Raw genomic sequence first — 24,556 nt, forward strand, 5'->3', positions numbered from 1 at the left:
GTCCACCGCCGCCGCGAACGGCGCGATCTTCGCCTCCGCCAGCGCACGCACCGACTCCCGGAGCATGTCGTGCTCCTCCGAAGGACGGTACAGATCGAAGTCCTTGCCCATGATGTGGAGCTCCCCTAGACGCTTGTGGCACTGAGTACCCTCAGCAAAGCACACTCAGTGTCACGAACGCCAGAGCGCCCCGACGCGTCATGCGTCGGGGCGCTCGGAGAACCGCGCGGTCGGTCTTGTCAGCGAGAGGACGTCGTGAGGTTCTCGCCGTCCTCGGCGAAACGCTTCTCGTCGTACTCGGCGGCCAGCCTCCGTGCGTGCTCCTCGGTCATTTCCAGGCGGATCAGCAGGGCCGGGGTGCATATGGTCGGCAGCACGTACCGGAGCAGGACCAGGACCCGGTGGGTCAGGTCGTTACGGTCGCACAGGATCTGGGACATCGCCTGAATTCCGGAGAAGGAACCGGCGAAGAGTTCGGCCGTGTCCGTCACGTCCACGTGGAGGAGGAGTTCTCCCCGCACCTTCGCGACGGTGAGGATCTCCGCCACCTGGTCGATCCAGGCGCGGAAGGGGGCCGCCCTGTCGACCCCCGCGGCGCCGCTGTCCATGGCCAGCGCGACGCTCGCCCGTACCAGCGGGTCGCGCTGCAGCCGGTGGGCGAGAAGGAAGGCCTGGTCGATCAGTTCCTGGAGCTTGACGGGCTGGGGCGTGAGCGGTTCGTCGAGCATCTGGGCGTCCAGCACGCCGAGGGCCAGGTCCTCCTTGGAGGCGAAGTGGAAATACAGCGCCCCCTTGGTCAGTCCGGCGCGCACCAGGATCTCCCCGATGGTCGTCCGTTCGTAGCCCCGCTCGGCGAAAACGGCGGCGGCCGACTCCAGGATCAGCCGCCGGGTCCGAATTGCACGCGCTTGCTGCGCCAAAGCGCCTCCCGCTGTCTCGCTGTCTGTGCTCACCCTGTGACGTGAAGCATTGAAAAGAAAACCGCGCTCTACGTACCCTACGCCGGACGGATTTGCCGTTCGGGGTGCGCAGGGACTGCGAGGGGGAGCCATGGAACAACACCACCGTGGAGGAACGACACCCGTTCCGGGGGAGTTCGTCCACCGGGCGGACCCCGCCGACATCATTCCCACGGGCTGGGCACAGGTGGAGGAGAACCGTTACTCCGTCTCCGCTCGCTGGCCTGCTTCGCATCCCTTCTTCTCCCTGGTGGCAGGTGACCGGCACGACCCCGTGTTGGTGGCCGAGACGATACGTCAGGCCACCATGCTCGTCCTTCACGCCGAGCTCGGGGTACCCGTGGAGGATCAGTTCGTCATGTGGGAGCTGAACTACACCGCCGATCCCGGAGAACTCGCCGTCGACGGCCCCTCGTCGGAGATCGTCGCCGAGATCTCCTTCCCCGAGCTCGACAGGCGCGCGGGCAAGGTGCGCGGCCTGCGCACCAGCGTCCTCATGACCCGGGACGGCCGGCGGGTCGCCACCGGCGACAGCACGGCGCGCTGCACCCCGGGCCCGGCGTACCGCCGGATGCGGGGCGAGCGGATGGCCGCCCTCGGCCGCCCGGTCCCCCTGATCCCCGGAGTGGACCCGCACCTGGTCGGCCGCGAGGACCCCAAGGACGTCGTCCTGGGCCCCGGCGACCGCCCCGACCGCTGGCAGCTGCGGATCAACACCGCCCACCCCACCCTCTTCCGCCGCCCGAACGACCACGTCCCCGGGATGCTCCTCCTCGAAGCGGCCCGCCAGGCGGCGATGCTGGCGACCGGCAGCACCGCCTACCTCCCCGCCGCCATGGAGCTCTCCTTCTCCCGCTACGTGGAACTCGACAGCCCCTGCTGGATCGAGGCCGAGGTCCTGAGCGCCCCCGCCGACCCGGCGACCACCGTCCGGGTCACCGGCCACCAGGACGGAAGCCGCGTCTTCCTCTGCACCCTCACCTCCCCGTCCCGGGAGCCGGTCGCGGCCGGGCCCTGCCCCGCCGTCCGGTCGGCGGGCTGATCCGGACCATGGGCCCCCGCATCCTGATCACCGGCGCGTCCGGATTCATCGGCGGCCGGGTGGCGGCCGCCGCCGCGGCGACGGTGGAGGCCGGGCACGTACGCCTGCTCACCCGCGGCCCGCTCGACCCGCCGGCCGCCGGGCCGGAGGGGGCCCCGGCGGTCGAGACCGTCCTGGGCGACCTCCGGGACCCCGGCTCCCTGCGCCGGGCCTGCGAGGGGATCGACGTGCTGGTCCACTGCGCCTCCGCGATCGGCGGGGACGAGGAGACGGCCCGCGCCGTCAACGACGAGGGCACCCGGGCCCTGGTCGACGCGGCCGTACGCGCCGGGGCGACCAGGATCGTCGCCCTGGGCACGGCCTCCGTCCACGGCCGCGGCCCCTTCCGGGCCGCCGCCCCCGGCACCCTGCCGATCGCCCCGGTCTCGGCCACCAGCCGCACCCGCGCGGCGGGCGACCGGCACGTCACGGAGGCCGGCGGCACCGTCCTGCGCCCCCACCTCGTGTACGGGACCGGGGACCGGCGGATGCTGCCGGGCCTGGTCACGCTGCTCGGCGCCCTGCCCGGCCCGCTCGACGGCGGCACCTCGCGGCACTCCATGATCGACGCGGACAGCCTGGCGCGCGTCCTGCTCGGCGCGGCGCTCTCGCCCAGGACCCAGGCCGGCCCCCACCACGTGAACCACCCCGAACCGGTGCCGGTCGCGGACCTCCTCGCGGTGGGCGAGGCCCTGCTCGTCCACCGCGCCGGGCCGCGCCGGGGACCGGCGGTGACCGTCGCCGAGGCGCGCACCCTCCTCGCGGACCACCCCTTCGCCCTCCACCACCTCGACATGCTCGCCACCGACCACTGGTTCGCCGACGAACGCCCCTGGCGGGAGCCGGGCCGCGACCCGGGAGCGCCCTTCACCGAGGGGTTCGCGAGGCACGCGGAGTGGTACCGGAGCCTCCTCGGCCGTTCCTGAACGGGAAGCCCGCCCGGTCTCCCCGGGCGGGCCCGAGACCCCCTCGCGCACCCCTCCTCCGGGCGGTTCCCGGTCGATAAAGTGGGGGCACGATGACACGTTTCCGCGAGAGCGTCCGGTCCCTGCTGCGCGAGCAGGTGCTCGACGCGGCCTACCGCCTCGTCGCCGCCGAGGGGTGGAGCGGGCTGCGCATGACCTCCATCGCGCGGGCCGCCGGCATCAGCCGCCAGACCCTCTACAACGAGTTCGGCTCGAAGGAGGCCATCGGAAACGCCCTGGTCCAGCGCGAGCTGGAAGGCTTCCTGATCGGCATCGAGCGCGAACTCGACGCGCACCGCGGCGCGTTGGAGTCGGCTGCGGCGGCCGGAGTCGGCTACACGCTCCAGCAGACCGTGGACAACCCCCTCATCAAGAGCGTCCTGGTCGCGGCGCGGGGCGGCGAGGACGACCTCCTCGCCTACCTCACCACCCGTACGGAGCCGGTCTTCGGCACGGCGATGGCGATGCTCGACGCGTACGCGACCGAGGCCTGGCCCGACGTGGACGCCGAGTCGCGCGGCCTCGCCGTCGAGACGGTCGTGCGGCTCACCGTCAGCCACATCGTCCAGCCGGTGGCCCCTCCCGCGGAGACGGCGGCGCGCATCGCCAGGATCACGGCGAGGATCGCGTACCCGGGCGGCACCTGAGGCGCGCGCCGTCTCCGGGCCGGAAGTACGGAGCCGGGGCCGTACGCGCGACTCCCGAGCCGGACGTACGACGAGGTCCGGTGCCGAACACGGGGGATCTTCGGCACCGGACCTCTGTTGAATATTCTACGAGATGGTCCGGGGTGCTCGCGCACGCCCCCCCGGCCGACGGGCGAAGCGCGGCCCGACGGGGTACACCTCCCCTGAGACGCGGATGCGGCCGGACCCGGCCGGGACACCCCTCGCCCGCGTCCCCGACGCCGAGGAGGAGGCCGCCGTGGAAGGCAGGAGCAAGGGATTCGTGCATTCCTTCAACCGTCTCGGGGGATACGGGTTCGTCGTCCCCGTCGGCTCCGAGGACCAGGTCTGGTTCAGCGCGGAGGACATCGAGGACGAGAGCCGGACCGTCTCGGAGGGGCAGCAGGTCTCCTTCGTCCTGGTCCTCGGGGACGGCCGCTTCGAGGCCAAGGAGCTGCGCGTCTGACGGCCACCGCGCCCCGGGGCGCGCCCCCGGGGCGGTGGTACTGTGCCGAGGCCAGTCGCACCTTTGTACGCACCCGAACGGGTGGGTGCACGGGTCAGGGAATCCGGTGCGAGACCGGAACTGACGCGCAGCGGTGAGGGCGACGGGCGGAGCATCGGCCACTGGGCGGCGACGACGGCCCGGGAAGGCGCCCCGTCCGGCTGACCCCGAGTCCGAAGACCTGCTGGCGGCCCCGGCGGCACACGCGCGCCCGGGGAGCACCGTACGACAGGCTCCGCGCATGAGCCCTGGCCGCAGAGGAAGTCCCGTGCCGCTCGCACACCCCGTCCGCTCCGCCGTGCCGTTCCTCACCGGAGCCCTGCTCCTGACCGCGACGGGCTGCGGCGCGGGGACCACCCCCGCCCCCGACCGGCCCGCGGGCGGCGCCGCCGGGGAGGCGAAGACCGGGTACCCCGTCGTCCTCGACGACAACTGCGGACGGCCCGTCCGCGTCGAGCGCGCGCCCGAGCGGGCCGTCGCCCTCGACCAGGGCGCGGCGGAGATCATGCTCTCCCTCGGCCTCGCCGACCGCATGGTGGGCACCGGCACCTGGACGGATCCCGTCCTCAAGGGCCTGGAGAAGGAGAACGCCAAGGTCCCGCGCCTCGCCGACCGCTACCCCTCCTTCGAGAAGGTCCTCGACACCGAACCCGACTTCGCCGCCGCCTCCTTCACGTACACCCTCGGCAAGGGCGGCGTGGCGACCCGCGAGCGGTTCGAGGAGCTCGGCGTCCCCACGTACCTCTCGCCCACCGACTGCGTCGGCAAGGACAACGGCGGCGACGGCGACGGCGTCCGCGTCCGGCCGCTCACCATGGAGACGGTCCACGGCGAGATCCGCGACCTGGCCCGGATCTTCGGAGTCCCGGAGCGCGGCGAGAAGCTCGTCGCGGAGCTCAAGGCCCGGGTGACGAAGGCGACTTCGGGTGGAAGCTTCGAGAACGCCACGGTCCTCTACTGGTTCGCCAACTCCGAGGCGCCCTACATGGCGGGCTGCTGCGGCGCCCCCGGCATCGTCTCCCGCGAACTGGGTGCCAAGAACGTCTTCGACGACACCAAGGAGGAGTGGCCCCAGATCAACTGGGAGACCGTCGCCGACCGCGACCCCGACGTCCTCGTCATCGGTGACCTCACCCGCCGCTCGCAGTCGGCCGAGAGCGCCGCCAAGAAGATCGAGTTCCTGGAGTCCGACCCGGTCACCCGCAACATGACCGCGGTGAAGAACAAGCGGTACGTGCTGCTCAGCGGCCAGGCGCTCAACCCCACGGTCCGCACCGTCGAGGCCGTCGAGAAGGTGGCGGCGGCCCTCCGCTCGTACGGTCTCGCCAAGTGACGCCCACTGCCCCTCCGCCCACTGCCCCTCCGCCCACCGCCCCTCCGGCCGGGGCTTCGGTGCGGAAGGGAGCCGCGGTCCTGCTGGGGACGGCGGCCGGGCTCGCGCTCCTGGCCGCGTCGATCGCCGTGGCCATCACCATCGGCCCGGCCCGCATCGGCGTCGCCGACGTGTGGGCGACGGTCGCCGCCCACCTCGGCGGGGGCGTCCCGGAACTCTCCCCGATCCGGGACGGGATCGTGTGGGACCTGCGGCTTCCCCGCACCCTGCTCGCCGCCGTCTGCGGCGCCGGCCTCGCCCTCTGCGGCGCGGTGATGCAGTCGCTGCTGCGCAACCCGCTCGCCGACCCCTTCGTCCTGGGCGTCTCCTCCGGCGCCTCGACCGGCGCGGTCGCGGTCGTCGTCCTCGGTGTCGGCGGGGGAGTGCTCTCCGTCACCGGCGGGGCGTTCCTCGGGGCGGTCTGCTCCTTCGCGCTGGTGCTGCTGCTCAGCCACACCCTCGGCGGCTCCACGGACCGCGTGGTCCTCTCCGGGGTCGCCGCCATGCAGCTCTTCTCCGCCCTCACCTCCTTCGTGGTGATGACGGCCGCCGACGCGGAGACCACCCGGGGCGTCCTCTTCTGGCTGCTCGGCTCGCTCGCCGGGGCCGGCTGGACCGACGTGTGGGTCTGCCTCGGCGTCCTCGCGGCGGCCCTGACGACCTGCCTCGGGTACGCGCGGACCCTGGACGCGTTCGCCTTCGGCGAGGAGGCCGCCGCCTCCCTCGGCGTCGCCGTCGCCCGGACCCGGATCGTCCTCCTCTGCGCCACCGCGCTCCTGACGGCCGCCCTGGTCTCCGCCGCCGGGGCCATCGGCTTCGTCGGGCTCGTCCTGCCGCACGCCGCCCGCGCGCTCGTCGGCCCCGGGCACACCCGGCTGCTCCCGGTCACCGCCCTGGCCGGAGCCGTCTTCCTCGTCTGGGCCGACACCCTCGCCCGTACCGTCCTCGACCCCCAGGAGGTCCCGGTGGGCGTGGTCACCTCGCTGATCGGCGTACCGGCCTTCGTCCTGGTCCTCTACCGCACGAGGAGCACGCGATGACCCCCACCCGCGAGGACACGGGCCTGCGCGCCGACCGGGTCTCGCGCACCGCCGGCGGCACCCTCGTCCTGGACGGCGTCGGCATCGCCCCGGTCCCCGGCACCGTCACCGGCCTCCTCGGCCCCAACGGCTCCGGCAAGTCCACGCTCCTGCGCCTGCTCGCCGGCGTCCTCGCCCCCGACTCCGGGACCGTCACCCTCGACGGCGAGCCCCTTGCCGGGCTGGGCCGCAGGACCGTCGCCCGGCGCCTCGCCACGGTCGAGCAGCAGTCCGACACGCAGACCGACCTGACCGTCCTCGACGTCGTACGGCTCGGCCGCGTCCCGCACCGCAGGGCCTGGACCCCGCCCTCGGTGGCGGACGAGGCCGCCGTCCGCTCCGCCCTCGCCCGCACCGGCCTCGCCGACCGGGCCCGCCAGCCCTGGCGGACCCTCTCCGGCGGCGAGCGCCAGCGCGTCCAGATCGCCCGCGCCCTCGCCCAGGAGCCGCGCGAGCTCCTCCTGGACGAGCCCACCAACCACCTCGACGTCCAGCACCAGCTGGACCTCATGGAACTCGTCTCGGGCCTGCGCCTCACGGCCGTCGTCGCCCTGCACGACCTGAACCTCGCGGCGATGTACTGCGAGCGGTTGGTGGTCCTCTCCGGCGGACGCGTCGTGGCCGCCGGCACGCCGGACGAGGTGCTCACCGAGGAGCTGATCGCGGACGTCTACCGGGTCCGGGCCGCCGTGACGCACCCGGACCCCGGCGGCCGCCCCCACGTCCGCTTCCTGGGGACGGCCGGGCCGCCCTACTCCCCTTCGCCGGGCTCCGGCGCCAGCGCGTCCATGAAGGAGCTGACCGAGAACACCGCGCGCCCGGGACCGGCCGGACCGTAGCCGGGCGGGGCGGTCAGGTCGTTCTCCCGGAGCGTCTCCGTGTACGCCTCCAGGAGCCGCAGGTGGTACTCCAGCGGGGCGCCGTCCGGGTTCTCGCGGCCCAGCGGCGTCGTCGGCTCCGGGCACCAGGTGGTGAACCGGGGCGTGATCCCGCGCGACATGAAGAACCGCAGCCCCTCCCGCGTGGAGGCGATCGCCTCGTCCACGGTCAGGAAGCCCGAGGGGCGCGCCATCTCGACCCCGGCGACGAAGTTCGGGATGACGTTGCGCGGCCCGAAGACCTCCGCCGAGTCCAGGATGCGGCGGTGCCACTCGTCCCGGCCGATGTAGCGCTCCTTGCCGGGGCAGTACAGCTCGAACAGGCGCCGGTCCCACACCTCGTAGTTCGGGTGGTAGATCCGGATGCCGTAGTCGTGGAACCGCCGCACGTCCTCCTTGGGCAGGGCCTGCGCGACGACCTTGCCGATCCAGCGGCCCGGGAAGCGCTTCTCGATCGCCTGCGCGTACTGCCCGTAGAAGTCGGCCTCGTCCTTGCCGCCGACCTTCGAGGTGACGGCCCCGCCGGTCAGGGTGTACGCGGTCGAGGCGCGGGCCGTGTCGTGCCGGTCGATGATCTCCAGGGCCTCCAGGACCTCGTCCACCGGCTTCACCCCGGTGTACGGGCGGCCCGCCGCCTTGTGCTGGCGCCAGTTGTGGTTGATGTCGCAGTACTGGCACTCCTCCTTGGCGCCGAAGTACTGGCACACCCGGAAGACCGTCAGGTAGATCAGATAGCCCCACTGGATCGTCGGCGCCACCTCCATCACGGACTTGCCGTTCGACAGCGGGTGCCGGTAGTACTCCGGCATCGGCGGCAGGCCGACGTCCGCGATCCGCGCCCCGTCCAGGAACAGCGCGAGGGCCCCGTCGGCGTCCGGCGCGACCCGGTACGGCGAGGACGGGTTGACCCGCACCGACACCACCGTGCGGCGCAGCCCGTACGGGCCGCCGGTCAGCACGATCTCCTCCGGCGGGCGGTTCAGGGCCGCCTCCCCGAGCTCGGGCAGCGTCCGGTGGTCGAAGGAGAAGATGAAGTACGACTTCGGCTTCACCTCACCCCCTTCGTTGCCGGACAGGGCGGAGGGGTCGAAGGCGACCCCTCCGCGCAGCAGGTCCTCCTTGAGCACGGCCTCCCGGGGGATCCCCGGGAAGCGCTCCATGAGGGACTCCACGACGGACGTACGGGTGGGTGCGACGCTGGACACAGGCGGATCTCCGGAGGTGAGGGGCTTGGTCTGTTCTTCGTCTTCGGCGGTCTGCGGCTGAGTGGGACTAACCGACGAGGGCGTCGAGCCGTTCGATGATCCTGCGGAGTTCGCGGGCGCCGCGAGGCGACATCGCCCGGAGCACGCCGTCGAGCAGGGCACGGCCTTCGAGGGGGTCGCCGCAGCAGTACCAGTGCACGTTGCCGAACTCGTCGTCGTGCCAGAGCTCGCGCTCGGGGCGGTGGACGTGGTCCTTCCACATGCGCAGTGCCGCGCTGGTGTCTCCCGGCTGGAGGTAGTTTCGCGTGCGTTCGAGGCGAACGATTTCGGACAGCGCTCGCGGTGAGAGGCGGTCGACGGCCGGCCTCGAGCGCCGTGAGTGCTGTCGGCCCGGGATGCCGGCCCGGATGCGTCCTGGCCGTCTACGCGGCATGGACCTTTCGGTTGGTCATCATGCCGTACATGGTGCCACGAGCTCGGACGGCGCCTCGAACGGGTTCGCTCCTCCGGGTCTTCGCCGGACGTGGGGACCGCCTTCGTCCGGTCGTGTGCTCGGGCCGAGGAACACGCGCGACCGCGACGAAGGCGGTGGCGGCCGCCGTGCCTGCGGAGTCGTCGGCGCGGGTGGTCGCGGTCGTGGCTCCCGCCCGTGTGCGGTTTCACCGGCTTCCGGCGCCGGGGTCCGCGGCGGGAGCGGACGGGCGGGACGCCTCGCGCGAGCGGTTCCGGGCGGGCCGGCGGCACTGCGTCCGGCACATGTTCCTGTAGGAGAGCGCCGCCGCACGCGGCTACTGCGTGATCGAGTAGCCCCGCCGGACGAATGCGTAGTGCCCCCGGCGGCCCGTGCCCGGGTGTCCTGCCGCCCGCGTCCCCGGCGAACGGACGCCGCGCACCCCGGGACCGACGGGCCGGGACGCGGCGGGGCGGCTCACCCCCGTCGCCGTGGCTGCGCGGTACGGAACGGAGCGTCGCACCGCGCCCCCGCCGCCGGCAGCGGCCGAGGCGGTCGTGCCCGGGAGCGGGCGGGGCGGTCAGGCGCGGGGGACGAGGTCCAGTTCGGCCAGCGCGGCCGCGGCGTCGGCGGCGTGGTCGGGGGAGGGGCTCTTGGCCAGCGCCCGGTTCAGGTGGCGGCGGGCGGCCTCCCGGTCGCCGCGCATCCGGGCGGCCAGTCCCAGACCGATCTCCGCGCGCACCTCGCCCCGGCCGTAGGCCCGTTCGCCCGACACGGACAGCGCGCGTTCGTACAGCTCCGTCGCCTGCCGGGCACGGCCGGCCGCCAGGGCGGTCCTGCCGAGCCAGGTCAGGGTCTCGACGACCTCGGTCCACAGCCCGAGCTCCTCGGCGACCAACAGCCCCGCCCGGTGCAGCCGCTCGGCCCGGACCCGGTCCCCTTCGCGCTCGGCCGCCAGCGCCAGCGCCCGGGTGGCCCGCAACTGCCCCCAGCGGTCGCCCACCTCCTGGAACAGCGCGGCGCCCAGCTCCGCCCGGTCGTGGTCCCCGGCCGGGTCGTTGCCCGCCAGTTCCACCAGCGCCGCCGCCTCGCCCCAGCGGTCCCGGGCTGCCCGCGCGCCGGCCAGGCTCGCCCTCACCAACCGCAGCCCCTCGGACCGGAGGCCCTGCCCGAGCAGGCCGGTGCCGACGAACCACTGCAACCGGGCGCGCAGCACCGGGTCGCCGATCCCTGACGCCGGGTCCTCGTCCGCCGCGACGGCCGGCTCCGCGTCCACCGAGGAGGTGCGCAGCTCGATGCCGGTCAGCCAGGCCCGCGCCGCCGGCCGAGCCCCCGCGTCGGCCCCGTCGTCGACGGCCAGTGCCGTCTGGAGCGACCTGCGGGCCTCGGTGAGCCGTCCCCGAAGGAACCAGTACCAGCTCAGCGCGTTCACCAGCCGCACCGCGCACCCCGGGGCACCGCCGGCCGCGGCGAACTCCAGGGCGCGTCGCAGGTTCACGGTCTCCGCGTCCAGCCGCTCCAGGCAGCGGCGCTGCTCCGGGCCTCGCAGCAGCTCGCTCTCCCGCTCCGCCGCCTCGGTGTGCCGGCGCACGAAGCGAGCCCGGACGGCGGCCTCCTCCCCGGCCTCCGCCAGGCGCTCGCCGCAGTACGCGGCCACCGACTCCAGCAGGCGGAACCGATCTCCCTCCCGCACCACCAGCGAGCGGTCCACCAGCCGGGACAACAGGTCCGGCACCCGCTCCGGGCCGAGGTCCGCACCGGCGCAGACCGCCTCGGCGAACCGAAGGGTGCAGCCGTCCGCGTGCACGGCCAGCCGCCGCAGCACGGTCCGCTCGTCCGGGGAGAGCAGCTGCCAGCTCCAGTCGAGCATGCTGCGCAGCGTCTGCTGGCGCGCAGGGAGGCCCCGCACCCGGGCCGCCGGCGGGGTGAGCCGGTCCTCCAGGCAGGCGGCGAGCTCGTCAGGGCTCAGGGTCCGCAGCCGAGGCGCCATCAGTTCCAGCGCGAGCGGAATGCCGTCCAGGCGACGGCAGATGGCGGCCACCGCCGCCGCGTTGCCCGCGTCGAGGGCGAAGCCGGGCGCCGCCGCGGCCGCCCGCTCCACGAACAGCTCGACGGCGCCGGACCGGGCCACCGCCTCCGCGTCGGCACGCTCCGGCAGTGCCAGCGGCGGCACCGGGTGCACCAGCTCGCCGGGGACGTCGAGGGCCTGCTGGCTGGTGACGAGCAGGTGCCCGGCGGGGACCGCCGACAGCAGGGCCCCGGCGAGCACGGCCACCGGCTCGACCAGGTGCTCGCAGTTGTCCAGCAGGACCAGCAGCTCCTTGCCGGCAACCGCCCGGCACAGCCAGCCCACCAGGTCGTCCAGGTCCGGCTCGGTCGCCGCGGTGTCGCACAGGCCCAGGGTCGTGATGACCCGCTCGGCGACGTCGTCGTGGTCCGCCGCGGCGCTCAGACCGGCCAGTTCCACCAGCCACACGCCGTCGGCGAACCGCTCGGACAGGTCGCGCGCCGCGGCGATCGCCAGCCGCGTCTTGCCCACGCCGCCCAGACCGGTGAGCGTGACCAGACGGGTCCTGGTGCCCGGGCTCAGCAGGGCGCGCACCCGCTCGACCGCCGAACGCCGGCCGATCAGCGGCGTCAGCGGCGTGGGGAGGTTGGTGCGACGGGACGGCGCCGCTGCGACCGGCGCGGCCAGCTCCGGTTCCTGACGCAGCATCGCCTCGTGCAGGGCGGAGACCTCCGGCCCGGGCGACACCCCCAGCTCCTCGACCAGCCGACGCCGCAGCTCCTGGAAACCGTGGAGCGCCTCGCCCTGCCGCCCGGCCCGGTACAGCGCGCGCATGTGAGCCATCCGCAGCCGTTCGCGCAGCGGGTGCCGGGCCACCAGTTCGCCCAGCTCCGCCGCCAGCGCAGGGTGCTCGCCCAGCACCAGCCGCACCTCGGCCTGGTCCTCGACGACGCTCAGGCGCAGCTCCTCCAGCCGGGCGACCTCGGCGCGGACGAACAGCGACTCGGCGACGTCGGCGTAGGCCGGGCCCCGCCACAGCGCGAGCGCCTCGGCGAACAGGCCCGCCCGTGCCGAGGGCTCGCGGCGCCCGCGGGCCCGCTCGACCAGCTCCTGGAAGCGGGCCGCGTCCAGCGCGCCGTCGGGCATCACGAGCCGGTAGCCGGCGGGCTCCCGGACCACCCGCTCCCTGCCCAGCACCCGGCGGAGCTGGGAGACCTTGGTCTGCAGGGTGTTGGCCGAGCCGCCGGGCGGATTGCCCGCCCACAGGTCGTCGATCAGGCGGTCGGCCGGCACCGGCCCCCCGCCGTGCACCAACAGGTCCGCCAGCAGGGCGCGCACCTTGGCCTCGGGAACCTTGACCGGCCGCCCCTCGGCGTCCCAGACGGCCAGCGGGCCGAGCACCCCGTAACGCATGCCCGCAGTGTATCTCCGGGCGACCCTCAGGAAATCGTGCGTGACCGTCTGCATCGTGGCCCCGAACGTTCTCGGACGGAGACCATGGGGAGTTCCATGAGCACAACAACCGCAGGCGGGGCCGGGGCCCGGGAATGGGGAGGACTGGCGGTCCTGTCGTTGCCCACCGTGCTGCTGGGCCTGGACGTCACCGTGCTGTACCTCGCCCTTCCCTCCCTGGCGGAGGACCTGCGCCCGAGCGGCACCGAAGAGCTGTGGATCATGGACGCCTACGGCTTCCTGATCGCCGGCTTCCTGATCACCATGGGCACCCTGGGCGACCGCATCGGCCGGCGCAGGCTGCTGCTGCTGGGGGCGGCCGCCTTCGGAGTCGTCTCCGTGCTGGCCGCCTACTCCACCAGCGCCGAGATGCTCATCGCCGCCCGCGCGGCCCTCGGGATCGCCGGCGCCACCCTCATGCCGTCCACCCTGGCGCTGATCAGCAACATGTTCTCCGACGAGCGCCAGCGCTCGCTGGCCATCGGCGTCTGGGCCACGAGCTTCGCGCTCGGCATGGCACTCGGCCCGGTGGTCGGCGGCGCGATGCTCGACCACTTCTGGTGGGGTTCGGCGTTCCTCCTCGCGGTCCCGGTCGCCGTCGTGCTGCTGGTGGCCGCGCCCCTGCTGATCCCCGAGTACCGGGCGCCGCACAGCGGCCGCTTCGACCTGCTCAGCGTCGTGCTGTCGTTGGTCGCGATCCTGCCGGTGATCTACGCGGTGAAGCAGTTCGCCAAGGACGGCCTGGACCTCGCCACTGTCGCCGCCACGGTGGTCGGCGTGGTGTTCGCGGTGGTGTTCGTCAAGCGCCAGGGCAAGCTGGCGAGCCCGCTGCTGGACATGCGCCTGTTCACCGACCGGACCTTCAGCGCCGCGCTGAGCGTCCTGCTGGTCGGCCTGGTGGGCGTCGGCGGCTCCATGCTGCTGATCACCCAGCAGCTCCAGCTCGTCGAGGGGCTGCCGCCTGTCGAGGCGGGGCTGTGGATGGGCCCGCCCGCGATGCTGATGTTCCTCGCGGCGATCGGAGCTCCGCTGGTGTCGCGCCGGGTGCCGCCGGGGATCGTGGTGGCCGCCACGCTGACGCTGTCCACGGTGGGGTACGTGCTGCTCACCCAGGTCGACGCCGGGGACGGCGTGGCCCTGATGGTGATCGGCTTCGGCCTCGTCTACCTCGGACTGGGGGCGATCGCCGCCCTGGGCACGGACCTGGTGGTCGGGGCCGCGCCGCCGGAGAAGGCCGGCTCGGCCTCGGCCATGTCGGAGACCGTCCAGGAGCTGGGCCTCGCCCTGGGCGTGGCGATCCTGGGCAGCCTGGCCACCGCCGTCTACCGCAACCGCATCGACGGCGAGATCCCCGCCGGTACGCCCTCGGACGTCGCCGAGCCCGCCGGCGACAGCCTGGCCGGCGCGGCGTCGTCGGCCCAGCGGATGCCCGAGGGGTGGTTCGAGGCGGCCAAGGAGGCGGCCACCTCCGGTCTGAACACCGCCATGCTGGTCGCCGCGGTGTGCACGCTGGTGCTGGCGCTGCTCTCCGCCGTCGTCCTGCGGCACGTCGGGGTCATCGGCGGCCAGGAGCCGGACGCCGGGGAGAGCGTCCCGGCGGAACGTGCCGGGTCACAGGTGTGAGCGTGCCGGAGCCACGCACCCCCCCCGCCCGGCGCCGGGCGACCGGTGCCGGTGCGGGGCGGCCCGGGTCACCCGGCGTCCTCCGCCACCACGTCCCGGGCCAGCCGGACGAAGGAGCGCAGCGCCGGATGCTGGTTGTTGGACGCCCAGACCAGGTACACCGGCACCGGGGGCGCGTCCCGGAGGGGGAGGTACGTGATCTCGGAGTGCGGGTGCATCCACGCGGTGGAGGCCGGCGTCACCCCGAGGCCGACGCCTGCGGCGATGTACGTCTGCCAGTCGTCGAGGGTGTCGACCTCCACCGCGACGACGGGCCGCCTGCCGTCCTGCCAGAGGCGGAGACTGGTGGTGCCGGAGAAGGAGTTGATCACCAGGGCGTGGTCGGCCAGGTCCGCCAGCCGGACCTCGCCCACTGCGGTGAGCGGGTTGTCCGTCGCCACCGCCACCACTCGGGGCTCCATGACGAGCAGCTCCTCGTGCAGGTTCCGGCCCCGGGCGTGGGTGCGCATGATCGCCACGTCCGACAGCCCGCTGGTGAGCCCGCCGGCGGGGTCGTCCACCCGCCGCAGACGCACCTCGACGTCCGGGTGGACCTCCTGCCATCGGCGCAGGATCTCGCTGGTGTACACACCGACCGCCGACCAGGCGTGTCCGACGCGCAGGGCGCGCACCCTCTGCAGGTCCGAGCGCATGGCGTCGTCGAAGGCGGTGACGGCCGCGTCGGCCTTGGCGCAGAAGGTCTTGCCGGCCCGCAGGTCGGCGCGGGCGGTGCGCAGCTCGCCGGTCTGCGGGAAGGACCCGATGGTGGTGGTCGGGAGCAGCGGCAGGCCCAGGTGGGCGCGCTGGGCGGAGGCCCGCTCGGGGTACGGCTGCGAGCGGCGGGAGTCGGCCTCCGTCACGGCGGCGGTCCGGGCGCGCACCCGCGGGTTCCGGGTGAGGGGGGAGGTCGCGCGGGAGGCGACGGCGGCGAACCCGTCCAGGTTGGCCGCGGCCGGGCCGGTGAAGTCGAGCGCCAGGCCCTCGACCGGCGCCTTGGCCAGGACGGGCAGGGCGTCCCCGAGGCGGTCGAAGTACGAGGCGACGAGGAGCTTGGGCCGGTCGGTGAGCGCGCCGAGGTCGCGATAGGCACGGGCGGCGGCGTTCAGGTCGGCCGGGGTGCGGTCCTGGACGAGCGCGGGCTCGTCCAGCTGCACCCACGCGGCGCCGGCCGCCCGCAGGTCCGCGAGGACCTCCGCGTACACCGGCAGGAGCCGGTCGAGCAGGGGCAGCGGGTCGAAGTCGGCGGCCACGCCCGGCGCGGGCTTGGCGAGCAGCAGGTAGGTGACGGGTCCGACGAGGACCGGACGGGCCGCCGGCCCCAGAGCCAGGGCCAGGGCCTCCTTGAGCTCCGCGACCTGCTTGGAGGAGTCGGCCGAGAAGACCGTGTCCGGGCCCAGCTCCGGCACCAGGTAGTGGTAGTTGGTGTCGAACCACTTCGTCATCTCCAGCGGGGCGACGTCCTGCGTGCCGCGCGCCATCGCGAAGTAGCCGTCCAGGGCGTCCGCGGCGACCGCCTCCCGGTGCCGCGCGGGAATCGCGCCCACCATGACGCTGGTGTCCAGGACGTGGTCGTACTACGAGAAGTCGCCGGTCGGCACCTCGTGGACGCCGGCTCCGGCGAGCCGCCGCCAGTTCGCGCGGCGCAGTTCGGCGGCGGTGGACCGGAGGGAGTCGGCGGTGACGCGGCCCTTCCAGTAGCCCTCGATCGCCTTTTTCAGCTCCCGGTCACGGCCCTGGCGGGGGTAGCCGTACACGGTGGCCCGTGCTGCCGCGGCTGCGGACTTCGTGGTCACGGAGATCTCCTTCGCGAGATGAATCCCTGAGATCCCGGAGACGGGACGGGGGTGCGAAGGGGCGACGGACCGGACGGTCGCGAGCACGCGCGGCGGGGCGCGGTCGTCCGCCTGGTATGTGCGCCGACCCGCCCTCGAGGTCACCGGGATGTCCGCGCGCGGAATCGTCCGCGTGCGGGCAGCGGGCAGGTCTTCGGACTCGCGGGCGCGTCGTGTCGTGCACGACTCCTACTGGCCGTCGCTTCCCAGACCCTTCCCGGGTCCAGTGCGTATGGCGGCGGTCGTTCCCGCTCACCGCTGCGGGGCAGCCCCGGATTCCCACCGGATTCCCACCGGGTTCCCTCTTACGACGCGTCCCGCCTGGCGGACGGGGCGAACCAGCTGCCCGGCCAGACTGTGGGGTCGATCGCCGGACGGGAGGAGTGCGTCTCGCCATGCGGACGCGGAGGTGAGACGGGCGGTTGCCGCCCGCGGAGCATCGCGACCGCGCGACCGCAGGGCCGCACGACGCCGGGGCCGCGCGACCGCAGGGCCGCACGACGGCGGGGCCGGGGACGGCACCACCCGTCCCCGGCCCCTCGCCGTACCGCCGCCGGGTCCTCTCTCGGGACCCTCCACCGGGCCCCTCCCCGGCGGCGGGTGCCGGCCCCCTCAGGCCGGCCGCCCGGACGTCTCCGCCCGGTCGTACACGTGGAACCCCCGGCCGGTCTTCCGGCCGAGCAGCCCCGCCTCCACCATCCGCAGGAGCAGCGGGGGAGGGGCGTACAGGGGCTCCTTGAACTCCTCGTACAGCGAGTCCGCGATGGACGCGACCGTGTCGAGTCCGATCAGGTCCGCGAGCCGCAGCGGCCCCATCGGGTGGGCGCAGCCCAGTTCCATGCCCCGGTCGACGTCCGTGGCGGAGGCGAACCCCGACTCCGTCATCCGGATCGCGGACAGCAGGTACGGGACGAGCAGGGCGTTGACGACGAAGCCGGCCCGGTCGCGGGAGCTGATGGCGGTCTTGCCCAGGGTCTCCGTCGCGAAGGACGTCACCGCGGCCGTCGTCGCCGCCGAGGTGTGGAGGGTCGTGACGATCTCCACGAGCGGCAGCACGGGCACCGGGTTGAAGAAGTGCAGCCCCACGACCCGGTCGGCGCGCTCGGTGGCCATGCCGAGCCGCATGACCGGGAGCGAGGAGGTGTTGGTGGCGAGGACCGCCGCCGGGTCGGTGACGATCTTGTCGAGCGCGGCGAACACCCGGGACTTGACGGCGGGATCCTCGACCACCGCCTCGACCACGAGCTGCCGGTCCGCGAGGTCGGACATTTCGGCGGTGGCCGTGATCCGGTCGAGCGCCGCCTCGGCGGAGGGGCGGTCCAGCTTGCCGCGCCGGACGGCCCGTTCGAGGGAGACGGCGACCCGCTCGCGGGCGGCCCGCGCCGCCGCGCGGTCGGCCTCGCAGATCACGGTGGGGAGCCCGGCCCGCGCGCAGACCTCCGCGATGCCCGCGCCCATCTGCCCGCCGCCCACGACGCCGACGCGCCGGATGCCGCCGCCCGGACCGGGACTCGTACCGGCCTCCGTGCCGCCGCCCGGACCGGCGCCCGCGCCGCTCACACCGTCACGTCCGCGGTCGCGACGGTACGGACGAGGTGGCGGGAGTACGCCTCCGGGGTGAAGAAGAGCGGCAGTTCGGCGGTGAGCGCGGTGCTCTCGAAGAGCTCCCGCACCTCGTTCAGGGCCGCCCACGGGAACTCGGCGCCGAGCGCGTCCAGTTCCCGTTCCAGGAGCTCCAGGACCGTGTCGCGCTCGACGGTCCGGTGCCGGAGCCACTGCCAGATCTGGACGCGGGCGATCTCGGCGGCCGCGGCGTCCTCCACCAGGCCGTCCAGGACGACGGCGCCCCGGCCCCGGATCCAGGCGTCGTAGTAGCGGAGCACCACGGCGATGTTGGTGCGGACGCCCTCCTCGGTCGGCGGTCCGCCGACCCGCCGCACCGCGAGCAGCTCCCCGGGCGTCACCCGCACGTCCTCGCGGCTCCGGTCGAGCTGGTGCGGACGGTCCCCGAGGACCCCGTCGAAGACCTCGCGGCAGACCGGCACGAGCCCCGGATGGGCCACCCACGAGCCGTCGAAGCCGTCCTCCGCCTCCCGCTCCTTGTCCAGGCGGACCGCGGCGAGCACGGCCTCCTTCGCCGCCGCGTCCTCGGCCGGCACCTGGGCGGCCATGCCGCCGATCGCGTGGGCGCCGCGCCGGTGGCAGGTGCGCACGAGCAGTTCGGTGTACGCCCGCATGAACGGGGCCGTCATCGTCACCTTCGTCCGGTCGGGCAGCAGGAAGTCGGAGCGGTGGCCGAAGGTCTTGATCAGGCTGAACAGGTAGTCCCAGCGGCCCGCGTTGAGGCCCGCGCTGTGCTCCCGCAGCTCGTACAGGATCTCCTCCATCTCGAACGCCGCCGTGATCGTCTCGATGAGGACGGTGGCGCGGACGGTGCCCCGGGGGATGTCCAGGAGCTCCTGGGCGAGCAGGAACACGTCGTTCCACAGGCGCGCCTCGTACCGGTTCTCCAGCTTGGGGAGGTAGAAGTACGGGCCGTACCCGGCGTCGGTCTGCCGCCGCGCGCAGTGGAAGAAGTACAGGCCGAAGTCCACGAGCGCGGCCGGCACCGGGCCGCCGTCGAGCTCCAGGTGCTCCTCGTCCAGATGCCAGCCGCGCGGCCGGACCACGATCGTCGGCAGCCGGCCCTCGCGCAGCCGGTACTCCTGGCCTCCCCCGGTGGTGAAGTCGAGGCGCCGCTCGATCGCGTCGAGCAGGACGAGCTGGCCACCGATCACGTTCTCCCAGGTGGGCGCGGTGGCGTCCTCGAAGTCCGCCATCCACACACTGGCACCGGAGTTGAGCGCGTCGACCGCCGCCCGCCGCTCCGGCGGACCGGTGATCTCCACCCGGCGGTCGGTCAGGCCGGGGGCGGGCGGGGCGACCCGCCAGTCCGGGTCGGCGCGCACGGCGGAGGTGGTGAGCGGGAAGTCGAGCGGCGAGCCGGTGGCGAGCCGGATGGCCTGCCGGCGCCGCTCCTTGAGGAGCCACCGGCGGCGCTCGCCGAAGGCGGTGGCGAGACGGCCGACGAAGTCCAGGGCGTCGGGGGTGAGGATCTCGTCGTGGCGGTCGCCCGGGGCCGCGAGCACGCGGACCTGGCGGGTCGGGACGGCGCTGGTGGTCATCGGTGTCTCCTGAGGGGGAGCGGGTGGTGCGGGGGAGGGCGGGGGCGCGGGTCGTACGGGGAGGGGGTGCGGGGACGGGTGACGTGGACACCCGCCCCCGCGGTTCGAGGGGCCTCGGAGGGCCTAGTGGAACTGCTCCTCCTCCGTGGACCCGGCGAGCGCGGTCGTGGAGGAGGCGGGGTTGACGGCGGTGGAGACCAGGTCGAAGTAGCCGGTGCCGACCTCGCGCTGGTGCTTGACGGCGGTGAAGCCGTGCTCCTGCGCGGCGAACTCGCGCTCCTGGAGGTCGACGTACGCGGTCATGCCGTGCTCCGCGTAGCCGCGGGCCAGGTCGAACATGCCGTGGTTGAGCGAGTGGAAGCCGGCCAGGGTGATGAACTGGAACTTGTAGCCCATGGCGCCCAGTTCGCGCTGGAACTTGGCGATCTGGTCGTCGTCCAGGGCCGCCTTCCAGTTGAAGGACGGCGAGCAGTTGTACGCCAGCATCTGGTCGGGGTGCTCCGCGTGGATCGCCTCGGCGAACTCGCGGGCCTGCGCCAGGTCCGGGGTGCCGGTCTCGACCCAGATGAGGTCGGCGTACGGGGCGTAGGCCAGGCCGCGGGCGATGACCGGCGCCATGCCGTTGCGCACCCGGTAGAAGCCCTCCGCCGTGCGCTCGCCGGTGGTGAACTCGGCGTCCCGCTCGTCGACATCGCTGGTGAGCAGGTTCGCGGCGAGGGCGTCGGTGCGGGCGATGACCAGGGTCGGGGTGCCGGCGATGTCGGCGGCGAGCCGGGCCGCGTTGAGGGTGCGGACGTGCTGCGAGGTGGGCACGAGCACCTTGCCGCCGAGGTGGCCGCACTTCTTCTCGGAGGCCAGCTGGTCCTCGTAGTGGATGCCCGCCGCACCGGCCGCGATCATCGCCTTGGTCAGCTCGAAGGCGTTCAGCGGACCGCCGAAGCCGGCCTCGGCATCGGCGACGATCGGCGCGAGCCAGTCGGTCGTGTCGGTGCCGCCCTCGGCGGTGGCGATCTGGTCGGCGCGCAGCAGCGCGTTGTTGATCCGGCGGACCACCTGCGGCACCGAGTTGACCGGGTAGAGGCTCTGGTCGGGGTAGGTGTGGCCGGCCTGGTTGGCGTCGGCGGCGACCTGCCAGCCGGACAGGTAGATGGCCTGGAGCCCGGCCCGGACCTGCTGCACGGCCTGGCCGCCGGTGAGGGCGCCGAGCGCGTGGACGTAGTCGAGCTCGTGCAGCTGACGCCACAGGCGCTCCGCGCCGCGCCGGGCGAGGGTGTGCTCCTCGCGGACGCTGCCCGAGAGGCGGACGACGTCCTCGGCGGTGTAGGTGCGCTCGACGCCCTTCCAGCGGGGGTCCGTGGCCCACTGCCGCGCCAGCTCTTCGGCCGCCTGGTTTCCTGCCTGCGCCATGATGGTCTCTCCCGGGGAGTGTCGAACTTTGCGAAGGTCGGCGAAGACTCGCGAAGCTCCGTATGAGGTGACGAACGGCCCGCCGTGCCCCGGGCGGAGACGACCGGGTCCTACGACGTCAGGGCATGAGCCGTGCCCCGAACTCCGCCTCCTGCCGGGTCACCGGCGGGCCGTGGTCCGACTTTCGCAGTGGCACTCCGTGCCATCAACCATGGCCGCATGCCAACTTCTGCGAATCTTTCACCCCGGGTTTGCCAAGTTTGCGAAGCCCCGAAAGGGCCCGGGGTGACCTAGGGTGTGACCCACGTACGACCCGAAGGGAACGGCCGTGAGCAAGATCTACGCGGGGGCGCGGCTGCGGCGGCTGCGCGAGGAGCGCCGGCTGAGCCAGGCGGACCTGGCCAGGGTGCTCAGGATCTCGCCCAGCTACCTGAACCAGATGGAGCACGACACCCGGCCCCTGACGGTCCCCGTCCTGCTGCGGGTCGCCGAGTCCTTCGGCGTCGACCCCGACTTCTTCTCCGAGCGGGACACCGGCCGGCTCCTGGCCGACCTGCGCGAGACCCTGGCCGACGAACTCGACCGCTCCGCGCTCTCCGCCGCCGACCTCGCGGAGCTCGCCTCCCGCCTCCCGCACGTGGCCGCCGTCCTCCTCGACCTCGGCCGCGGCCGCCAGGCCCTCACCGAGCGCCTCGCCGCCCTGAGCGGCGACCGCGGCGACGCCCTCGCCCCGGACGCGGCGCGCGCCCGCACGCCGCACGAGGAGATCCGCGAGTTCTTCTACCGGCGCCGCAACTACCTCCACGACGCCGACCTCGCCGCCGAGGGGCTCGCGGAGGAGATCGGCGTCCGCCCCGGCGAGGTGCGCCGGGCCCTCGCCGCCCGGCTCGACGAGCGCCACGGCGTCCGGATCGCCGCCGACGCCGAGGCCGACCGGCAGCTCCACCGCTACGACCCGGCCGCCCGCATCCTGCACCTCTCGCCCCGGCTGCGCCCCGGCCAGCAGGCCTTCCGCATGGCCACCCAGCTCGCCCTGCTCGAACAGGACGCCCTGCTCTCCGGGTACGCCTCCGAGGACTACGAGGAGGGCTCCCGCACCTGGTCCCTGGCCCGCATCGGCGTCGCCAACTACCTGGCCGCCGCGCTCGTCCTGCCGTACCGCGCCTTCCACACCGCCGCGGAGGAGACGCGCTACGACATCGAGCGGCTCACCGACCGCTTCGGACTCGGCTACGAGACGGTCTGCCACCGCCTCAGCACCCTCCAGCGCCCCCGTCTGCGCGGGGTGCCGTTCTCCTTCGTCCGGGTCGACCGGGCCGGGAACATGTCCAAGCGGCAGTCCGCCACCGGCTTCCACTTCTCCCGCGCCGGCGGCACCTGCCCCCTCTGGAACGTGTACGAGGCGTTCGCCGCCCCCGGCCGCATCCACGTCCAGGTGGCGGCCATGCCCGACGGGCAGCGCTACCTGTGGACCGCCCGCACGGTGACCCGCCACCGGGGCGGCTGGGGCGAACCCGGCAAGACCTTCGCCATCGGCCTCGGCTGCGAACTGCGCCACGCCTCCCGGCTCGTCTACTCCGACGGCCTCGACCTCGGCAACAGGGCCGCCGCCACCCCCATCGGCATGGGCTGCCGGGTCTGCGAACGCCTCGACTGCCCCCAGCGGGCGGTGCCCCCGCTCGGCCGCGCCCTCGCCGTCGACGAGCACACCAGCACGTTCGTCCCGTACGCGGTGGAGGAGCAGGGGAGGGGCTGAGGGAGGGGCCGCCCGGGCCGGGCCCGATACTGTCCGGACGATCTCGGAACGGTGGGGGGCGCGGTGGACTGGACGACGCTGCTCGGCGGGGTGGCCGCCGGACTGCTGATCTCCGTCGTGACCGCGCCGGCCGGGGTCTCGGGGGCGGTGTTCCTGCTCCCGGTCCAACTGAGCGTCTTCGCCGTGCCGAACCCCTCCGTCACGCCGACGAACCTGCTGTTCAACGTGGTCGCGGGCCCCGGCGCCCTGTGGCGCCACGCCAGGACCGGCGCCCTGCGCGGCCCCCTCACCCGCCTCCTGGTGGCGGGCACCCTCCCCGGGGTGGTGGCCGGCGCCGTCGTCCGCGTCTTCGCCCTCCCCGGCCCCACCGTCTTCCGCGCCCTCATCGCCGCGCTGCTGCTGCCCCTGGGCGTGTGGCTGTGCGTCCGCACCCTGCGCCCCGCCCGGAAGCGGACCGGCGCCGAGCCCTCGCCCCGCGCGGTCACCGGACTCGCCCTGGCCGTCGGGGTGGTGGGCGGGATCTACGGCATCGGCGGCGGCTCCCTCCTCGGCCCGGTCCTGGCGGGCCGGGGCGTCCCCGTCTCCCGCGTGGCCCCGGCCGCGCTCGCCGCCACCTTCGCGACCTCCGTCGTCGGCGCCGCCACCTTCGCCCTGCTCTCCCTCACCACCACCGAGGCCGCCGCCCCGGACTGGGCCCTGGGCCTCGCCTGCGGCTTCGGCGGCCTGATCGGCGGCTACCTCGGCGCCCGCCTCCAACCCCACCTCCCAGAAACCGCCCTCCGCCTCCTCCTCGGCACCCTCGCCACGGTCCTGGGGGCGCTGTACGCGGCCCAGGCACTGTTCTGACCGGAGGAACGAACGGCGGCGCGCGCATCGGACCGGAAGGCGCGGGTGGCAGAGGCCGCCTCCACCGCGTTCCGGGAGGAACCGTGCATGGCCGAGACCGCCGCCCACCACGGGCTGTTCCGCGACACCGCCCTGCACGTGGACGACACCGCCGGGCCGGGCCGGCCGGTCGTCCTGATCCACGGCCGGCCGCTGTCGGGCGAGTCGTGGAAGTACCGGGTGCCGGCCCTCGCCGAGGCCGGGTAGCGCGTGGTCACCTACGACCGCAGGGGGTTCGGCGGGACGCGTTCTACCGCCCGGACCCGCGACGCGCTGCCCCGCAGCCGGGTCCACCTGGTCCCGGGCGGCCCGCACGGCGTGAACGCCGGCCACGCGGCGGAGTGGGACCGGGTGCTCCTCGACTTCTGAGTCCTGAGTCCCGCGGAGCCGTACGGAAGGCCTACGGCAGCGCCCCCGCCCGCCGCGCCGCCACCACCGCCTCCATCCGCGTGTGCGCCCCCAGCTTCCGCATCGCCGAGCGCAGGTAGCCCTTCACCGTCTCCGGGCGCAGCCCGAGCCGTACGGCCGCCGTCGCGTTCGTCGCGCCCGAGGCGACCGCCGCCAGGACGTCCGTCTCGCGCGGGGTCAGGGCCACCCCGGGGAGGGCGGCGGGGGCGCCGGAGGCCGTCTCCAGGCGGCCGCAGACCGCCAGGAGCCGTTCCCGCAGCTCCGGGTCCGTAACCTTCGGCGCCAGCTCGCGCAGCTCGCCGTACGCCTGCCGGACCTCCTCCCAGGAGGGGCCCGGCGGGGGCGGGGCCAGGAGTTCCCGGACCTCGTCCCGTACCGCCAGCGCCTGCTCCAGGTCGCGGGCCGCCGCCACCGCCGCGTCGAAGACCCGCTCGCCGACCGGCAGCGCGTCGCGCAGCGCCCCGTACAGCACGCCCCGCACCTTCCGGCGCACGACGACCGGCACCGCGATCACCGACCGCAGCCCCTCCGCCGACACCGGACCGTCGTACTCGTGGGTGATGTGCCGCGCCGACGGGTAGTCCGTCACCGCGCACGGCCGTCCCAGCGCCAGGCACTTCCCGCCCAGGCCGGAGCCCGCCGAGATCGCGAGCCCGCGCAGGGCCGGTGTCACCGCGCCGTTCAGCTCGCCGATCCGCAGCACCCGGGTCTCGTGCGTCAGCCCCCCGAAGACCACCGGGAGCCCGGTGGCGCGGCGCAGCCTCAGCAGCGCCCCGCGCAGCTCCACCGACGATTCGACGTGCTCGCGCACCGCGTTCTCCT

The 24,556-nt window shown here is 74.2% G+C and carries 21 protein-coding genes, 2 pseudogenes and 2 riboswitches; of the genes and pseudogenes, 12 read left to right on the top strand and 11 right to left on the bottom strand.

Annotated features, from left to right (window positions below; all coding sequences use genetic code 11):
- A partial coding sequence (locus OO47_RS38060) for an acyl-CoA dehydrogenase family protein (protein ID WP_167345355.1) occupies positions 1–111 on the bottom strand: 111 nt, incomplete at its 3' end.
- Positions 112–239: 128 nt separating this feature from the next.
- Entirely contained in the window at positions 240–920 is a 681-nt protein-coding gene (locus OO47_RS24715) for a ScbR family autoregulator-binding transcription factor (RefSeq protein WP_030219588.1), read from the bottom strand.
- Between the two features lie 130 nt (positions 921–1,050).
- On the opposite strand from OO47_RS24715, the gene OO47_RS24720 reads away from it, so the two are divergent.
- The 7 genes from OO47_RS24720 to OO47_RS24750 all read left to right on the top strand — a co-directional run bounded on the left by OO47_RS24720 (position 1,051) and on the right by OO47_RS24750 (position 7,465).
- Positions 1,051–2,001, top strand: coding sequence for a ScbA/BarX family gamma-butyrolactone biosynthesis protein (locus OO47_RS24720; protein ID WP_051716246.1), 951 nt, complete (start codon positions 1,051–1,053; stop codon positions 1,999–2,001).
- Between the two features lie 8 nt (positions 2,002–2,009).
- Entirely contained in the window at positions 2,010–2,966 is a 957-nt protein-coding gene (locus tag OO47_RS24725; protein ID WP_030219598.1) for an NAD-dependent epimerase/dehydratase family protein, read from the top strand.
- Between the two features lie 92 nt (positions 2,967–3,058).
- Positions 3,059–3,652 carry a TetR family transcriptional regulator gene (locus OO47_RS24730; RefSeq protein WP_030219601.1) on the top strand — a complete coding sequence of 198 codons (594 nt, stop codon included), beginning with the start codon at positions 3,059–3,061 and terminating at the stop codon, positions 3,650–3,652.
- A 301-nt stretch (positions 3,653–3,953) separates the two neighbouring features.
- Positions 3,954–4,136, top strand: a complete 183-nt coding sequence (locus OO47_RS24735; protein WP_234323290.1) for a cold-shock protein — start codon at positions 3,954–3,956, stop codon at positions 4,134–4,136.
- 35 nt (positions 4,137–4,171) lie between these two features.
- A riboswitch (cobalamin riboswitch) is annotated at positions 4,172–4,378 on the top strand.
- Positions 4,379–4,416: 38 nt separating this feature from the next.
- A complete protein-coding gene (locus OO47_RS24740) occupies positions 4,417–5,508 on the top strand; it encodes an ABC transporter substrate-binding protein (RefSeq protein WP_033210213.1) in 1,092 nt (363 codons plus the stop codon).
- Entirely contained in the window at positions 5,505–6,587 is a 1,083-nt protein-coding gene (locus OO47_RS24745) for a FecCD family ABC transporter permease (protein ID WP_078489895.1), read from the top strand. Before OO47_RS24740 ends, OO47_RS24745 begins: the two co-directional genes overlap by 4 nt.
- Positions 6,584–7,465, top strand: coding sequence for an ABC transporter ATP-binding protein (locus tag OO47_RS24750; RefSeq protein WP_078489896.1), 882 nt, complete (start codon positions 6,584–6,586; stop codon positions 7,463–7,465). Before OO47_RS24745 ends, OO47_RS24750 begins: the two co-directional genes overlap by 4 nt.
- On the opposite strand, the gene OO47_RS24755 is transcribed toward OO47_RS24750, so the two are convergent.
- The 3 genes from OO47_RS24755 to OO47_RS24770 all read right to left on the bottom strand — a co-directional run bounded on the left by OO47_RS24755 (position 7,378) and on the right by OO47_RS24770 (position 12,581).
- On the bottom strand, positions 7,378–8,664 hold the full coding sequence (locus OO47_RS24755) for a radical SAM protein (protein ID WP_051716250.1): 1,287 nt from the start codon (positions 8,662–8,664) through the stop codon (positions 7,378–7,380). The two genes, OO47_RS24750 and OO47_RS24755, sit on opposite strands and share 88 nt — an antisense overlap.
- A gap of 112 nt (positions 8,665–8,776) precedes the next feature.
- Positions 8,777–8,971, bottom strand: coding sequence for a hypothetical protein (locus OO47_RS38065; RefSeq protein WP_234323291.1), 195 nt, complete (start codon positions 8,969–8,971; stop codon positions 8,777–8,779).
- 769 nt (positions 8,972–9,740) lie between these two features.
- Positions 9,741–12,581 carry a BTAD domain-containing putative transcriptional regulator gene (locus OO47_RS24770; protein WP_030219625.1) on the bottom strand — a complete coding sequence of 947 codons (2,841 nt, stop codon included), beginning with the start codon at positions 12,579–12,581 and terminating at the stop codon, positions 9,741–9,743.
- Between the two features lie 96 nt (positions 12,582–12,677).
- On the opposite strand from OO47_RS24770, the gene OO47_RS24775 reads away from it, so the two are divergent.
- A complete protein-coding gene (locus OO47_RS24775) occupies positions 12,678–14,243 on the top strand; it encodes an MFS transporter (protein WP_030219629.1) in 1,566 nt (521 codons plus the stop codon).
- A gap of 68 nt (positions 14,244–14,311) precedes the next feature.
- On the opposite strand, the gene OO47_RS37395 is transcribed toward OO47_RS24775, so the two are convergent.
- The 5 genes and pseudogenes from OO47_RS37395 to aceA all read right to left on the bottom strand — a co-directional run bounded on the left by OO47_RS37395 (position 14,312) and on the right by aceA (position 20,685).
- Entirely contained in the window at positions 14,312–14,935 is a 624-nt protein-coding gene (locus tag OO47_RS37395; RefSeq protein ID WP_199812335.1) for a LysR family substrate-binding domain-containing protein, read from the bottom strand.
- Positions 14,912–16,075: pseudogene (locus OO47_RS34105) on the bottom strand (hypothetical protein); the annotation flags it as partial. The pseudogene OO47_RS34105 and the gene OO47_RS37395, both read right to left, overlap by 24 nt.
- Before the next feature lie 167 nt (positions 16,076–16,242).
- A riboswitch (cobalamin riboswitch) is annotated at positions 16,243–16,472 on the bottom strand.
- Between the two features lie 254 nt (positions 16,473–16,726).
- Positions 16,727–17,605 carry a 3-hydroxybutyryl-CoA dehydrogenase gene (locus OO47_RS24785; protein ID WP_030219632.1) on the bottom strand — a complete coding sequence of 293 codons (879 nt, stop codon included), beginning with the start codon at positions 17,603–17,605 and terminating at the stop codon, positions 16,727–16,729.
- Positions 17,606–17,670: 65 nt separating this feature from the next.
- Positions 17,671–19,278 (bottom strand): malate synthase A, encoded by a 1,608-nt coding sequence (gene aceB, locus OO47_RS24790; protein ID WP_030219634.1) that lies wholly within the window; start codon positions 19,276–19,278, stop codon positions 17,671–17,673.
- A 123-nt stretch (positions 19,279–19,401) separates the two neighbouring features.
- The gene (aceA, locus tag OO47_RS24795) at positions 19,402–20,685 is read right to left on the bottom strand and encodes an isocitrate lyase (protein ID WP_030219637.1); all 1,284 of its coding nucleotides are present in this window, start codon (positions 20,683–20,685) and stop codon (positions 19,402–19,404) included.
- A 328-nt stretch (positions 20,686–21,013) separates the two neighbouring features.
- On the opposite strand from aceA, the gene OO47_RS24800 reads away from it, so the two are divergent.
- From OO47_RS24800 to OO47_RS36975, 4 genes and pseudogenes are all read left to right on the top strand, one after another.
- Entirely contained in the window at positions 21,014–22,441 is a 1,428-nt protein-coding gene (locus OO47_RS24800; RefSeq protein ID WP_030219640.1) for a short-chain fatty acyl-CoA regulator family protein, read from the top strand.
- Between the two features lie 63 nt (positions 22,442–22,504).
- The gene (locus tag OO47_RS24805; RefSeq protein WP_030219641.1) at positions 22,505–23,287 is read left to right on the top strand and encodes a sulfite exporter TauE/SafE family protein; all 783 of its coding nucleotides are present in this window, start codon (positions 22,505–22,507) and stop codon (positions 23,285–23,287) included.
- An 87-nt stretch (positions 23,288–23,374) separates the two neighbouring features.
- Positions 23,375–23,530 (top strand): annotated as a pseudogene (locus OO47_RS24810) (alpha/beta fold hydrolase); the annotation flags it as partial.
- Between the two features lie 6 nt (positions 23,531–23,536).
- Positions 23,537–23,695, top strand: a complete 159-nt coding sequence (locus OO47_RS36975) for a hypothetical protein (protein ID WP_158708693.1) — start codon at positions 23,537–23,539, stop codon at positions 23,693–23,695.
- 31 nt (positions 23,696–23,726) lie between these two features.
- On the opposite strand, the gene OO47_RS24815 is transcribed toward OO47_RS36975, so the two are convergent.
- The gene (locus OO47_RS24815) at positions 23,727–24,545 is read right to left on the bottom strand and encodes a helix-turn-helix transcriptional regulator (protein ID WP_030219648.1); all 819 of its coding nucleotides are present in this window, start codon (positions 24,543–24,545) and stop codon (positions 23,727–23,729) included.
- Positions 24,546–24,556: the final 11 nt, after the last annotated feature.

The organism is Streptomyces bikiniensis (assembly GCF_000716625.1).
In the GTDB taxonomy this organism is placed as follows: Bacteria; Actinomycetota; Actinomycetes; order Streptomycetales; family Streptomycetaceae; genus Streptomyces; species Streptomyces bikiniensis.

Coding starts and splice junctions, on each gene's coding strand:
- aceA (WP_030219637.1), bottom strand. CDS start 20,685: ATGGCGCAGGCAGGAAACCAGGCGGCCGAAGAGCTGGCGCGGCAGTGG.
- OO47_RS24770 (WP_030219625.1), bottom strand. CDS start 12,581: ATGCGTTACGGGGTGCTCGGCCCGCTGGCCGTCTGGGACGCCGAGGGG.
- aceB (WP_030219634.1), bottom strand. CDS start 19,278: ATGACCACCAGCGCCGTCCCGACCCGCCAGGTCCGCGTGCTCGCGGCC.
- OO47_RS24755 (WP_051716250.1), bottom strand. CDS start 8,664: ATGGAGCGCTTCCCGGGGATCCCCCGGGAGGCCGTGCTCAAGGAGGAC.
- OO47_RS24740 (WP_033210213.1), top strand. CDS start 4,417: ATGAGCCCTGGCCGCAGAGGAAGTCCCGTGCCGCTCGCACACCCCGTC.
- OO47_RS37395 (WP_199812335.1), bottom strand. CDS start 14,935: ATGCGCTCGGACCTGCAGAGGGTGCGCGCCCTGCGCGTCGGACACGCC.
- OO47_RS38065 (WP_234323291.1), bottom strand. CDS start 8,971: ATGTGGAAGGACCACGTCCACCGCCCCGAGCGCGAGCTCTGGCACGAC.
- OO47_RS24720 (WP_051716246.1), top strand. CDS start 1,051: ATGGAACAACACCACCGTGGAGGAACGACACCCGTTCCGGGGGAGTTC.
- OO47_RS24725 (WP_030219598.1), top strand. CDS start 2,010: ATGGGCCCCCGCATCCTGATCACCGGCGCGTCCGGATTCATCGGCGGC.
- OO47_RS24730 (WP_030219601.1), top strand. CDS start 3,059: ATGACACGTTTCCGCGAGAGCGTCCGGTCCCTGCTGCGCGAGCAGGTG.
- OO47_RS24775 (WP_030219629.1), top strand. CDS start 12,678: ATGAGCACAACAACCGCAGGCGGGGCCGGGGCCCGGGAATGGGGAGGA.
- OO47_RS24750 (WP_078489896.1), top strand. CDS start 6,584: ATGACCCCCACCCGCGAGGACACGGGCCTGCGCGCCGACCGGGTCTCG.